We start from the raw sequence: 11,711 nt of genomic DNA on the forward strand, positions 1-11,711 counted from the left end.
CCTGCCGACGGGCGGCAGGACACCGGTCGCCCTGGCACGAGCGGCGACCGCCCCCAACCCTACCGGCCCATATGTACGAGGGTCAGTGCTCAGGTGACTCAACAGGGGCCGATGTGACCAGTTCCGTCAGTACTCCGTGGCAATCCTTGGGGTGCAGGAACGTGATTCGTGACCCCATGGAGCCGCGTCGCGGCTCTTCGTACAGAACGCGTACGCCCTTGGAGGCGATGTCGGCCGCGTCGGTGTCGACGTCGGCCGTGCCGAAGGCGATGTGGTGCACGCCCTCGCCGTTCTTGGCGAGCCACTTGGCGACCGTGGAGTCCTCCCGGGTCGGCTCCAGGAGCTGGAGGTAGGAGGCACCGCCGTCGGACGTATCGTTGATCTTGAGCATGGCCTCGCGCACGCCCTGCTCCTCGTTGACCTCGGAGTGGAAGACCTCGAAGCCGTAGGTGGAGCGGTAGAACTCGACGGTGGCGTCGAGGTCGTGGCAGGCGATCCCGATGTGGTCGATTCGCGTCAGCATGGATTCAGTGCAGCGCTCCGGAGGTGGTTACGCAACGTGCGAGCGATCACACCGACAGCCAGGTGACGCGATGGAGTACCGCTCAGTACATTCGAAGTAAACCCTCGTTCACTCCTCGGCCAGTGCAGGCCGGATAGGGGATCGCATCCCATGACTTCTGCAACGTCCGGAACGAACAGCACGACCTCGGTGATCGTCGCGGGCGCCCGCACGCCCATGGGGCGGCTGCTCGGCTCCCTGAAGTCCTTCTCCGGAGCCGACCTCGGCGGCTTCGCGATCAAGGCCGCCCTCGACCGTGCGGGGATCGGCGGCGACCAGGTGCAGTACGTGATCATGGGCCAGGTGCTCCAGGCCGGCGCGGGGCAGATCCCGGCCCGCCAGGCCGCCGTCAAGGCCGGCATCCCGATGAACGTCCCGGCGCTCACCGTCAACAAGGTGTGTCTGTCGGGTCTCGACGCGATCGCGCTGGCCGACCAGCTGATCCGCGCGGGTGAGTTCGACGTGATCGTCGCGGGCGGCCAGGAGTCCATGACCAACGCCCCCCACCTGCTGCCGAAGTCCCGCGAGGGCTTCAAGTACGGGGCGATCGAGATGCTCGACGCGATGGCCCACGACGGCCTGACCGACTCCTTCGAGGGCATCGCCATGGGCGCGTCCACCGAGAAGCACAACACGCGCCTCGGGATCGCCCGCGAGGACCAGGACGCCGTGGCCGCGCTCTCCCACCAGCGGGCCGCCGCCGCGCAGAAGAACGGCCTCTTCGAGGCGGAGATCACCCCGGTGGAGATCCCGCAGCGCAAGGGTGAGCCGGTCGTCCTCAGCAAGGACGAGGGCATCCGCCCCGAGACCACCGCCGAGTCCCTCGGCAAGCTGCGCCCGGCCTTCGCCAAGGATGGCACCATCACGGCCGGCTCCTCCTCGCAGATCTCCGACGGCGCGGCCGCCGTGGTCGTGATGAGCAAGGCCAAGGCGCAGGAGCTGGGCCTGGAGTGGATCGCCGAGATCGGCGCCCACGGCAATGTGGCAGGCCCGGACAACTCGCTCCAGTCGCAGCCGTCCAACGCGATCCTGCACGCCCTCAAGAAGGAGGGGCTGGAGGTCTCCGACCTCGACCTCGTCGAGATCAACGAGGCCTTCGCCGCCGTCGCGGTCCAGTCAATGAAGGACCTCGGGGTGTCCACGGAAAAGGTGAACGTCAACGGCGGTGCCATCGCCCTGGGCCACCCGATCGGCATGTCCGGCGCCCGGCTCGTGCTCCATCTGGCCCTGGAGCTCAAGCGGCGCGGCGGCGGCGTCGGCGCGGCCGCGCTGTGCGGCGGCGGCGGCCAGGGCGACGCGCTGATCGTCCGGGTGCCCAAGGCCTGAGCTTCCCCGCCCGACCCTCTCCCGTGAACTCGTGAACGGAGCTGTGATGCAGGACGTCTCCTCGCTGGTCGCCCAGGCCAGGGAAGGCCGGCCACGGGCCGTGGCCCGGCTGATCTCCCTGGTGGAGGGTGCGTCCCCGCAGCTCAGGGAGGTCATGGCGGCCCTGGCCCCGCTCACCGGCAACGCCTATGTGGTCGGTCTGACGGGCTCGCCGGGCGTGGGCAAGTCGACGTCCACCTCGGCGCTGGTCACCGCCTACCGCAGGCAGGGCAGGCGGGTCGGCGTCCTGGCCGTCGATCCGTCGTCGCCGTTCTCCGGCGGCGCCCTGCTCGGCGACCGCGTCCGGATGTCGGACCACGCCTCCGACCCCGGCGTCTACATCCGCTCGATGGCCACGCGCGGTCACCTCGGCGGCCTGGCCTGGGCCGCCCCGCAGGCCATCCGTGTACTGGACGCGGCCGGCTGCGACGTGATCCTCGTCGAGACGGTCGGCGTGGGCCAGTCGGAGGTGGAGATCGCCTCGCAGGCCGACACCAGCGTGGTCCTGCTCGCCCCCGGCATGGGTGACGGCATCCAGGCCGCCAAGGCGGGGATCCTGGAGATCGGTGACGTGTACGTCGTCAACAAGGCCGACCGCGACGGCGCCGACGCCACCGCCCGGGAGCTGAACCACATGCTGGGCCTCGGTGAGGCCCGCGGCCCCGGCGACTGGCGCCCGCCGATCGTGAAGACGGTCGCCGCGCGCGGCGAGGGCGTCGACGAGGTCGTCGAGGCGCTGGAGAAGCACCGGGCGTGGATGGAGGAGCACGGCGTCCTCGCCGACCGCCGCCGGGCCCGCGCCGCCCGTGAGGTCGAGACCATCGCCGTCACGGCCCTGCGCGAACGCATCGGCGACCTGCACGGCGACCGGCGGCTGAGCGCGCTGGCGGAGCGCATCGTGACGGGCGAGCTCGACCCCTACCGTGCGGCGGACGAACTGGTGGCGGGGCTCACCGAGGGCTGACGCCCGCCGCGGCCGCACCCGGCCGCCCGTCCCGAGAGGCGGGCGGACGGTTCGCGCGCGCGAACCGTCCGCGGTCGTGACCGAACCCGCGCGGGGCACGAGCGACCTCGTGCCCCGCACCCGGTTGTCCTCCGTCAGTCGTCGTGGTCCTGGGCGACCTCGCCCGTCCGGGCGTCGACGGTCCACTCGCCGCCCGTGCCGGTGTCCACGCTCCAGGCCGTGGCGCCGTCGTCGTCCAGGTCGACGTCGGTGACCGCGCCGTGGGCCGCCACGGCCAGCGCGGCCTCCCGGGCGTCGACGCCCGTGCCCTTCAGCGCGGCCAGTTCCGCGCGGCCGTCGTCGTCGGTGTCGCGCCGGGCGCCGAGAACCCTGCCGTCGTCCTGGGAGACGGTGACGGTGTACTCGGTGCCGTCGGACGTGACGACGTCCACGTGCCACCGGCCCGCCTCCTTGCCGTCGTCCTCGCGGTCGGCGCCGACTGCGGTGCCCGCGGTGTGCTTCAGCGCCGCGGCGATGGCCTCGGCGGCGGTCGCCCGCGCGGGGCCGGCCGCGGCGTCCGCGTCGGTGGCGTCGTCCGCGTCCGTGTCCGTGCCCTTGTCCGGGCCGTCGTCCGCGGGGATGTCGTCGTCCGTGCCGGCGTTCGCGGGCTGCACGGTGCGCGCGTCCGCCGCGCCGTCGCGGGCGTCGTCGTCCGCGAAGGCGACCGCCGTGCCCCCGCCGATCACGACGGACGCGGCGACGGCGGCGATGACGAGCTTGCGCTTCATGGTGGTTCCTCCCGAGTGGGGTCGGTTGCGTCGTTTCGTTCGCGACGGGAACCACCCTCGCCGAAGGACGCTGAGGGGAACCTGAAGCCCCCTGAAGATCACTTCAGGTTCCGTTTGCCACCCTGGTGCCCATGCGCCTGCTCATCGTCGAGGACGAGAAACGACTCGCCGTGTCCCTGGCCAGGGGCCTGACCGCCGAGGGCTACGCCGTGGACGTCGTCCACGACGGCCTGGAGGGCCTGCACCGGGCGAGCGAGGTGCCGTACGACCTGGTCGTCCTCGACATCATGCTGCCCGGCCTGAACGGCTACCGCGTCTGCTCCGCCCTGCGCGCCGCCGGCAACGACGTCCCGATCCTCATGCTCACCGCCAAGGACGGCGAGTACGACGAGGCGGAGGGCCTGGACACGGGTGCCGACGACTACCTCACCAAACCCTTCTCGTACGTCGTCCTCGTCGCCCGCGTGAAGGCGCTGCTGCGGCGGCGCGGACAGGGCGCCGGGGCCTCTCCGGTGCACGTCCTCGGCGAGCTGCGGGTCGACACCGCCGCCCGCCGGGTCCTGCTGCGCGGCGAGGAGGTGACGCTCACCGCCAAGGAGTTCGCCGTCCTGGAGCAGCTGGTGGTGCGGGCCGGCGAGGTGGTCTCCAAGGCCGAGATCCTCGACCACGTCTGGGACTTCGCCTACGACGGCGACCCCAACATCGTCGAGGTGTACGTCAGCGCGCTGCGCCGCAAGCTGGGCGCCGGGCTCATCCGGACGGTCCGCGGCGCCGGGTACCGGCTGGAGGCGGCGCGGTGAGGCGGCTGTTCGGCTCGGTCCGGTCCCGGGCCACGCTCGGCGCCACCCTCGTCGTCGCCGTCGCGCTGGTCGCCGCCGGCGCGGCCGTCCTGCTGTCGCTGCGGTCCGATCTGAGCGGCCGGTCGAGCGCGGCGGCGGAGCGCACCGCGCGGGAGGTCGCCGCCCGGCTGGCCGCCGGTCAGCCCCCCGACCGGCTCTCCCTGGACGACGACCACCCCGTCCAGGTCGTCGCCGGGGACGGCACCCTGGTCGCGGCCGGGGAGAACCTCGAGCGGATCAGCGGGACGGGGACGGACGCGGTCCGGCCCGTGCCCGCGTCGCCGGCCGCCGGCGCCGCCGGCGAGGGCTACGACGACACCGACGACGCCTCCGACGACGACCCGGGCGCGGCGCTCCGGTCCGGCGAGATCGGCGAGGACGCGTCCTACAGCGACGGCTCGGCCACCGTCGACGGCGAGAGCGCCGGCTACCGCTTCGCCGCCGTACCGGTCGAGACGCCCGAGCGCGGCACGCTCACCGTGTACGCCGGCGCGCCCCTGGCCGCCGAGCACGGCGCCGTGCGCACCGCGCTCACCGTCATGCTGATCGGCTTCCCGCTGCTGCTCGCGGTCGTCGCGGGCACGACCTGGCGGGTCACCCGACGGGCGCTCGCTCCGGTCGAGGGCATTCGCGCCGAGATGGCCGCGATCACCGCTTCCGCGGACCTGGCGCGCCGGGTGCCCGAACCGGACACCCACGACGAGGTCGCCCGGCTCGCCCGGACGACGAACGAGACGCTGGCGGCGCTGGAGACGGCCGTGGAGCGGCAGCGCCGTTTCGTCGCCGACGCCTCGCACGAGCTGCGCAGCCCCATCGCCTCCCTGCGCACCCAGCTCGAAGTGGGCGCCGCGCACCCCGGGCTGCTGGACCTGACGGGCGCCGTCGAGGACACCGTTCGGTTGCAGCACCTCGCCGCCGACCTGCTGCTGCTGGCGCGGCTGGACGCGGGGGAGCGGCCGGCGGGCGCGCGGGTGGACCTGGCGGAGCTGGCCCGCGAGGAGACGGCGCACCGGTCGGGGGTCTCCGTGGACGCCCGGCCGGTGGACGTGGCCGGATCGCGCGGGCAGTTGGGTCGGGTGCTCGCCAATCTGCTGGACAACGCGCAGCGCCACGCCCGGACGGCGGTCGCCGTGGCCGTGCGGCAGGAGGGGGAGTGGGCCGTCGTCGAGGTCGCCGACGACGGGGACGGGGTGCCCGAGGCCGACCGGGAGCGCGTCTTCGAGCGGTTCGTCCGGCTGGACGACGCGCGCAGCCGGGACGAGGGCGGGGCCGGGCTGGGGCTGGCCATCGCCCGTGACGTGGCCGTACGGCACGGGGGCACACTCACGGTGCGGTCGGGGCGGGACACACCGGCAGGCGGAGCCCTGTTCGAACTCCGCCTGCCGATCGCCTGAAAGCGGGCCCGCCGCCCCTCCGGGAGCGGATCTGCGTCCGGACGCCTGCCCGAGGGTGCTACGGGCGTCCCCGCTGCCCGCGGAGGTGGTCCGCGATGGGCTTCAGGGCCTTGTCGAGTTCGTCCAGGGCCTCGGGGGAGAGCAGGTCGATGAAGTGCCGGCGCACGGACGCCACATGGTGTGGCGCGACCTTCCTCATCGTCTCCAGGCCGTGCTCGGTCAGCACCGCGTACAGGCCGCGGCGGTCCGACTCGCAGTTCTCCCGGCGTACCAGGTCCGCGTTCTCCATGCGGGTGATCTGGTGTGAGAGGCGGCTCTTGGACTGGAGGGTCGCGGAGGCGAGATCGCTCATCCGCATCCGCACGCCCTCCGACTCGGAGAGGTTCACCAGGATCTCGTAGTCGTTCATTGTCAGGCCGAACGGCTGCAGGTCCTTCTCGAGCTGGTACGTCAACAGCCTGTTGACCTCCAGGTGGGTGCGCCAGGCGCACTGCTCCGCATCGGTCAGCCAGCGCGTGGCCGTCTCGGTCTCCATAAGTGAAGTCTACCTAAAATGTTGAAAGGTGAACTAGTGAGGGCGGTTGTGACGGTGCGCACGCGTTCGACGTCACACTCCGCAGACTACCGCTCACAGCCCGAAGCGCCGCTGGAGGTCCCCGAGCTGTCCGGGAAGGCGCGGTGCGCCGGCCGCCCCGCCGTGACCTCCCGGGTGCCCGCCCCCGGGCACCCCCGGCTCGTGCGGAACGACCCCCGTGGCCTGCTCGGCCATGAGGGCCTCGGAGGACTGGAGCAGGACCGTGCCGGCGCCGACGAACTCGAACTGGTGCTCCTCCCCGGAAGCCCCGCCCAGGCCCGTCAGCGCACGTAGACCGCCCAGCACGCCCGTCATGTACCCGTGGTCGTAGTGGTGGCACGGGGACGGGCAGTCGGCCCAGCCGACGAGCGCCTGCGGGTCCACCCGGATCGGGGGTTCCATGAACACCACCGGACCGTTTGACGCCGCCACGAACGTGCCGGTTCCGATCAGCGTCAGAAAACCCGGAACGATCGACTGCTTCAGTGACAGACTTGGCTGAAAAGCGAGCAGATTGCCCGAGCGAATGGTCAGATTGCCGTCGTCCAGGTCGTAGGAGTTCACATCGAAGGCCCGGTTGGCGAGGAGCATCTTGCCCGAGCCCTCGGCCACCACCCAGTCGCTCGCGTGCAGTGGCGAATGGAACGACGTGCGCACCAGACGGTCCAGTCGGCCGTGTCCGACGCCGTTGAAGTCGATCGAGCCGTAGTAGGCGATCATCTTCCCCTTCTGCAGGAACCACTGGCTCCCCTTGAGCTCCACGCAGAAGGTGTACGCGTTGACGTTGTCGTCGACCGGCAGCGTCACGGGGTCGAAGACGGTGGGCTGCGCGCCCGGGTAGGTGGTCACAGCTTCTCCTCCGACGCCTGGACGTACACCGTGCCGTGGCCGCTGAGCTCCAGCTGGAACGCCTCGCCGGAGCCGCGGCCCACCATGTCCCGCCAGCCCAGGGCCGTCGACAGCTTGTTGCGGACGTCGCCGTGGTGGGCGACGTAGGCCTGCGGGTCGACGTGCACCGGCCGCTGCGGGGTGATCGGGACCTCGAAGACCCCGCCGTGGGCCATGACGGCCACCGCGCCGTGTCCCTGGAGGGTCGTGGTGAACAGGCCCTGGCCGCTGATCTGGCCGCGGACCATGCCCATGACGCCGCCCTGCGAGCCCAGGAACATCGTGCCCTGCTGGAGGGTGCCCTCGAAGGCGAGGAGACGGTCGGCCTCGACGTACAGCGTGTCGCCGGTGAGGCGGATGACCTGGACGTGGTGTCCGCCGTGTCCGAACAGGACCGTGCCGCTGCCCTCGACCGTCATCAGCGGGGTGTCCTCGTTGGCCAGGCGACGGCCGATCATCGACATCACCCCGCCCTGGCCGCCCTGGAGGTTGGGCGTGAAGGACACGTCGCCCCGGTAGGCGAGCATCGCGCCGCGCTGACTGAACAGCCGCTGCCCGGGCACCACGGTCGCCTCGACCATCTTGGAGTTGATCTCACGGAAGGGCATGTCACACATCTCCCGCGATCGTGTTCCGCTCGCTCGGCTGGACGTACACCAGGCCGTCCCCCTCGAAGCGGATCTGGAAGGCCTCGCCGCCGCCCTCGCCCATGAACGTGCGGAACGTCACACCGGCCTGGAAGGACTGACGGACGTCGCCCTGGTGCGCGATGTACGCGCCCGGGTCGACCGTCAGCGGGTACTGCGGGCTGACCCGGAGCACCACCGCCGGCCCGTCGGAGGTGATGGCCGCCTGTCCGGTCCCCTCCACGGTCGTCGTGAACAGCCCGTTGCCCTGGGAGGCGCCGCGCAGGCCGGTGAAACTCGTGCCGGTCCGCAGGCCGCCGTCGGTCGCCAGCAGATTGCTCGACTCCACGTACAGCTTGTCCCCCTGGAGACTGACGAGGTTGATCTCGGAGGCACGGTCGGCGAACCAGCACGTGCCCTGCCCTCTCACCTCCATCACGGTCATCTGCTCGCCGGTGAGCCGCCGGGTCACCATCCCCCGCAGACCCTCGCCGCCACCACTGAGCTTCTTGAAGGCCATCTGCCCGTCGTACGCGACCATCGAGCCGTTCTTCGCCTTCACGGCGTCCCCGGTCATGTCGACGGCGAGCACCTTGCTGCCTTGCAGTCGGAACATCGCCACGCTGCGAAAAATAGCCCGACACCGCCCCGTCCGACAGAGCCGGGAGGTGGAGATCACCCCTGATCGCACCCTTAGGGGGTGTCCGCCCACCCTTGCGGACGCAGACCCCACCCCCCGCCCTCCGGCACGGCCCCGCGTTTGTCACAATGGACGAACGCTTGTGCGTGCGTTCACAAAGACCGGATCCTCCACCGATCCCCCATCCGAAGGTGACCCGTGGACCTCAAGACAGCCTCCGCCCTCCGCCGCCTCCGCCTGGTCTCCGGCCCCGAGGCCATCTCCTTCCTGCTGCTGCTCGTCTGCTCGGTGCTGAAGCGGACCACGGACTTCAACGCGGTGCCCGTGATGGGCATGGTCCACGGCGTGCTGTTCGTCCTCTACGTGATCTTCTGGGCCGACGCCTGGAACCGCGCCAAGTGGCCGCTGGGGACCGCGGCCCTCTACTTCGTCCTCTCCGTCCTGCCGACCGGCGGCTTCTTCGCCGACCGCAGGCTGCGCCGCGAGGCCGAGGACGCGGTCATCGCCTCCCGCGCCCGCCGCGAGGGCGTGGTGGAGGCCTCGTGATCGTCGCCTTCTCGGTCACCCCGCTCGGCGTGGGCGAGGACGTCGGGGAGTACGTCGCCGACGCCGTCCGGGTCGTCCGCGAGTCCGGCCTGCCGAACCGCACCGACGCCATGTTCACCTCCGTCGAGGGGGAGTGGGACGAGGTCATGGACGTCGTCCGGCGTGCCGTCGCCGCCGTCGAGGCCCGGGCGCCGCGCGTGTCCCTGGTCCTCAAGGCCGACGTCCGGCCCGGCGTGACCGACGGACTGACGTCCAAGGTGGAGACCGTCGAGAGGCACCTGGCGCAGCAGGGGGAGTGACGGCCGTCCGGGAGGGCGGGGTTCCTCACCGCCTCCCCGACGCCCGCCGCAGGTACTGCCGCACCGCCCGCTGGGCCACCGGCCCAAGCTCCTCCAGCGCGCCCACCAGCATCCCCAGCTGCTCCAGCGCGTCCAGGGCCGCCGCCGCCCCCGCCCCGTCGACCCCCTCGTACAGCTCGATCCCCACGAACGACGCCGCGACCGCCCGGGCCAGCCCCGCCGCGTCGGCGAACTCTCCGAACGGGGTGCCTGCGAGGACCCGGTGCAGGACCTTCTCGATCTCCACGATCCACAGCTCGAGCCCCGCCGCCGTGGCCGGCCCCAGGGTGGCGTGCGTCTGCGCGCCCGCCAGCAGCTGGCCGAGGAGCATGACATGACCCCCGGACAGCTCCTGCTCGTGGATTTCCCGCCCCATGGCGAGCAGCTCCGACAGTGAGGTCACGGTCTCGAAGCGGGCGCGGTAGCGCGCCACCGACCGCTCGGCGCCGTACCGGCAGGCCGCCGCGAGCAGCTCGTCGACCGAGCCGAAGTGGTAGAAGACCAGGGCCTGGTTGACCCCGGCGGTCGCCGCGACCGTACGGGCCGACGTCCGGGCGATGCCCTGCTCGCTGAGCGTGCGCAGCGCCCCTTCCAGCAGCTTGGTCCGCGTCTCCAGGGACTTGGCCGTCTCCGGGCTCACGCGCGCGCCTCCTCGCGCACCGGGCGCAGCCCCGGCCGCACCCCGCAGACGCGGACGTCGGTGTACTCGGCCGTGAAGGAGCCCTCGTAGCCGAACAGCGGGCCGACGTGGCGGTTCACCACGGCGACCCGGATCCGGAAACGGCCCGTGGCGTCGTCGTACGACTCGCGCACCTCGGCCGTCGCCCCGATCAGCTCGGGCACGCGAGCGTCCACCCACCCCTCCCGGAAGCGGTGCTCACCGGAGCGGATCAGCAGGGAGCCGTCCGGTTCCGCCCGGAAGTGCAGCTCCGTCGCGAGGTGCTGGTGGGTGCCCAGGTAGTCGAGGATGCGGTCGCCCCGGGGACCGAGCACCATCTGGGCGTCGAACCGGCGGGCCCGGCCGGGCAGGTCGAAGGTACGCACGAAACTCACCGTCTCACGGCCGAAGGAGTCCGTGTACGGCACGTTCTCGATGACGAACGGCACCCGGCGTCCCGCGCGCGGGACCAGGATGTTGCGGGTGGCGCCCAGCGCCAGGAACGGCCTCACGAACGCCGGGCCGTGCCAGACGCGGTCCATCACGCCCCGCCCCGTGCAGGCCAGGCCGCTCGCGAGCCCCACCGAGAAGCGGCGCCGCACCTGCGGGTGCAGACGGTCGAAGTCGGCCCCCATCGCCGTGCGGAAGATCGAGGTCATCGCGGGTCCTCCAGAGCGCGCAGGAGACGGGGGGCACACGCGCGTGCGGGCGGGGTGCGCAGACAGCGGCGCGCCGCCGGCGTGCCCGACAGGGGCGCCTTGAACAGGGCCAGGCACACCAGGACGCTCAGCAGCAGGGGGCAGACGTACGCCATCGACGCGGCGAGCGGGCCGAGCAGGAGCAGCAGGGACTCCCTGCCCAGCCCCGTGCAGGCGAGGGTGACGACCAGGGCGCGCACGGCCAGCTCTACGAGCCAGTTGCGCAGCGCGCGCTCCGGTGTGACGCCCCGCTCCAGCCACAGCCGCAGCCGGTCGAAGGACCAGGCCGTCGCCCAGCCCATCAGCGGGCGCAGGAGCAGCCGGTCGACGACCGCGCCGAAGGCACCCCAGCGGGGCCGGTAGTCGTAGCCGGTGAGGAAGCGGACGCCGTCGCCTTCGGGCACGTAACGCCAGTAGCCGCTGCCCTCGGCGAGCAGTGAGAGCGGATGGGGGGAGGCGAAGCGCAGGGCGGAGGTGCGCGTGCCGTCGGGCCGCTGCCGTTCCCCCGCCGATACGCCGGTGCCGGTGATCGTCAGGAACGGCAGCACGCGCGTGGCGTACCGGAAGCGCTGCGGCTCCTCCTGTGCGCGCGGCAGGTAGTCGATCTCGGTGAATCGCAGGTCCCACCGTTGGTGCTGCGCGGGGTCCTGTGTGCGGGTCCAGAGATCATCCAGATCGGCGCGGATCAGCGCCTCGACGTAGAGCCCCATGCCAATCCCCCAGGTAGACGGGTTTTGAGCGATCGCTCAACCCTCTGAGGGGGACGGTACACCTGTTTGAGCGATCGCTCAATGAGGTGGAGTGGCGGAGGGTTTCCGCCGCGTCACGGAGGGCTAGCCTCTTGCGGACCGA

15 protein-coding genes are annotated in these 11,711 nt (G+C 71.9%); 6 read left to right on the top strand and 9 right to left on the bottom strand.

All coding sequences use genetic code 11. The annotated features are described in order from the left end of the window. Positions 1-82 precede the first annotated feature (82 nt). Entirely contained in the window at positions 83-523 is a 441-nt protein-coding gene (gene mce / locus ACZ4YY_RS31465) for a methylmalonyl-CoA epimerase (RefSeq protein WP_468298085.1), read from the bottom strand. A gap of 150 nt (positions 524-673) precedes the next feature. On the opposite strand from mce, the gene ACZ4YY_RS31470 reads away from it, so the two are divergent. After that, complete coding sequence (locus ACZ4YY_RS31470; RefSeq protein ID WP_468298087.1) at positions 674-1,888, top strand: acetyl-CoA C-acetyltransferase; 1,215 nt, start codon at positions 674-676, stop codon at positions 1,886-1,888. A gap of 46 nt (positions 1,889-1,934) precedes the next feature. Further along, on the top strand, positions 1,935-2,891 hold the full coding sequence (gene meaB, locus ACZ4YY_RS31475; protein ID WP_468298171.1) for a methylmalonyl Co-A mutase-associated GTPase MeaB: 957 nt from the start codon (positions 1,935-1,937) through the stop codon (positions 2,889-2,891). A gap of 134 nt (positions 2,892-3,025) precedes the next feature. On the opposite strand, the gene ACZ4YY_RS31480 is transcribed toward meaB, so the two are convergent. Next, positions 3,026-3,658 carry a PepSY domain-containing protein gene (locus ACZ4YY_RS31480; RefSeq protein WP_468298089.1) on the bottom strand — a complete coding sequence of 211 codons (633 nt, stop codon included), beginning with the start codon at positions 3,656-3,658 and terminating at the stop codon, positions 3,026-3,028. Between the two features lie 131 nt (positions 3,659-3,789). Between ACZ4YY_RS31480 and ACZ4YY_RS31485 the strand changes: the two genes are divergently transcribed. Continuing rightward, on the top strand, positions 3,790-4,458 hold the full coding sequence (locus ACZ4YY_RS31485) for a response regulator transcription factor (protein WP_468298091.1): 669 nt from the start codon (positions 3,790-3,792) through the stop codon (positions 4,456-4,458). Further along, on the top strand, positions 4,455-5,891 hold the full coding sequence (locus ACZ4YY_RS31490) for a sensor histidine kinase (RefSeq protein ID WP_468298093.1): 1,437 nt from the start codon (positions 4,455-4,457) through the stop codon (positions 5,889-5,891). Before ACZ4YY_RS31485 ends, ACZ4YY_RS31490 begins: the two co-directional genes overlap by 4 nt. Positions 5,892-5,949: 58 nt before the next feature. On the opposite strand, the gene ACZ4YY_RS31495 is transcribed toward ACZ4YY_RS31490, so the two are convergent. The 4 genes from ACZ4YY_RS31495 to ACZ4YY_RS31510 form a co-directional block, all read right to left on the bottom strand. Beyond that, entirely contained in the window at positions 5,950-6,426 is a 477-nt protein-coding gene (locus tag ACZ4YY_RS31495) for a MarR family winged helix-turn-helix transcriptional regulator (protein ID WP_468298095.1), read from the bottom strand. A 93-nt stretch (positions 6,427-6,519) separates the two neighbouring features. Continuing rightward, positions 6,520-7,314 (bottom strand): AIM24 family protein, encoded by a 795-nt coding sequence (locus tag ACZ4YY_RS31500; protein WP_468298097.1) that lies wholly within the window; start codon positions 7,312-7,314, stop codon positions 6,520-6,522. Beyond that, entirely contained in the window at positions 7,311-7,961 is a 651-nt protein-coding gene (locus tag ACZ4YY_RS31505) for an AIM24 family protein (protein ID WP_468298099.1), read from the bottom strand. Before ACZ4YY_RS31505 ends, ACZ4YY_RS31500 begins: the two co-directional genes overlap by 4 nt. A gap of 1 nt (position 7,962) precedes the next feature. Next, positions 7,963-8,595: an AIM24 family protein gene (locus ACZ4YY_RS31510; protein ID WP_468298173.1), complete on the bottom strand. Its 633-nt coding sequence runs from the start codon at positions 8,593-8,595 to the stop codon at positions 7,963-7,965. Between the two features lie 222 nt (positions 8,596-8,817). On the opposite strand from ACZ4YY_RS31510, the gene ACZ4YY_RS31515 reads away from it, so the two are divergent. Both ACZ4YY_RS31515 and ACZ4YY_RS31520 read left to right on the top strand, forming a co-directional pair. Then, the gene (locus tag ACZ4YY_RS31515; protein ID WP_468298102.1) at positions 8,818-9,165 is read left to right on the top strand and encodes a DUF3817 domain-containing protein; all 348 of its coding nucleotides are present in this window, start codon (positions 8,818-8,820) and stop codon (positions 9,163-9,165) included. Continuing rightward, on the top strand, positions 9,162-9,464 hold the full coding sequence (locus ACZ4YY_RS31520; RefSeq protein WP_468298105.1) for an MTH1187 family thiamine-binding protein: 303 nt from the start codon (positions 9,162-9,164) through the stop codon (positions 9,462-9,464). Before ACZ4YY_RS31515 ends, ACZ4YY_RS31520 begins: the two co-directional genes overlap by 4 nt. Before the next feature lie 25 nt (positions 9,465-9,489). On the opposite strand, the gene ACZ4YY_RS31525 is transcribed toward ACZ4YY_RS31520, so the two are convergent. The 3 genes from ACZ4YY_RS31525 to ACZ4YY_RS31535 are packed head-to-tail and all read right to left on the bottom strand — an operon-like array spanning position 9,490 to position 11,569. Beyond that, entirely contained in the window at positions 9,490-10,143 is a 654-nt protein-coding gene (locus ACZ4YY_RS31525; protein ID WP_468298107.1) for a TetR/AcrR family transcriptional regulator, read from the bottom strand. After that, a complete protein-coding gene (locus ACZ4YY_RS31530) occupies positions 10,140-10,820 on the bottom strand; it encodes a DUF4166 domain-containing protein (protein WP_468298109.1) in 681 nt (226 codons plus the stop codon). Before ACZ4YY_RS31530 ends, ACZ4YY_RS31525 begins: the two co-directional genes overlap by 4 nt. Then, positions 10,817-11,569: a hypothetical protein gene (locus ACZ4YY_RS31535; RefSeq protein WP_468298111.1), complete on the bottom strand. Its 753-nt coding sequence runs from the start codon at positions 11,567-11,569 to the stop codon at positions 10,817-10,819. Before ACZ4YY_RS31535 ends, ACZ4YY_RS31530 begins: the two co-directional genes overlap by 4 nt. Positions 11,570-11,711 lie beyond the last annotated feature (142 nt).

The organism is Streptomyces sp. NPDC030143 (assembly GCF_055573695.1).

Excerpts from the sequence above, each read along its gene's own strand:
- ACZ4YY_RS31470 (WP_468298087.1), top strand. The coding sequence starts at position 674 with ATGACTTCTGCAACGTCCGGAACGAACAGCACGACCTCGGTGATCGTC.
- ACZ4YY_RS31480 (WP_468298089.1), bottom strand. The coding sequence starts at position 3,658 with ATGAAGCGCAAGCTCGTCATCGCCGCCGTCGCCGCGTCCGTCGTGATC.
- ACZ4YY_RS31530 (WP_468298109.1), bottom strand. The coding sequence starts at position 10,820 with ATGACCTCGATCTTCCGCACGGCGATGGGGGCCGACTTCGACCGTCTG.
- mce (WP_468298085.1), bottom strand. The coding sequence starts at position 523 with ATGCTGACGCGAATCGACCACATCGGGATCGCCTGCCACGACCTCGAC.
- ACZ4YY_RS31510 (WP_468298173.1), bottom strand. The coding sequence starts at position 8,595 with ATGTTCCGACTGCAAGGCAGCAAGGTGCTCGCCGTCGACATGACCGGG.
- ACZ4YY_RS31495 (WP_468298095.1), bottom strand. The coding sequence starts at position 6,426 with ATGGAGACCGAGACGGCCACGCGCTGGCTGACCGATGCGGAGCAGTGC.
- ACZ4YY_RS31485 (WP_468298091.1), top strand. The coding sequence starts at position 3,790 with ATGCGCCTGCTCATCGTCGAGGACGAGAAACGACTCGCCGTGTCCCTG.
- ACZ4YY_RS31535 (WP_468298111.1), bottom strand. The coding sequence starts at position 11,569 with ATGGGGCTCTACGTCGAGGCGCTGATCCGCGCCGATCTGGATGATCTC.
- meaB (WP_468298171.1), top strand. The coding sequence starts at position 1,935 with ATGCAGGACGTCTCCTCGCTGGTCGCCCAGGCCAGGGAAGGCCGGCCA.
- ACZ4YY_RS31505 (WP_468298099.1), bottom strand. The coding sequence starts at position 7,961 with ATGCCCTTCCGTGAGATCAACTCCAAGATGGTCGAGGCGACCGTGGTG.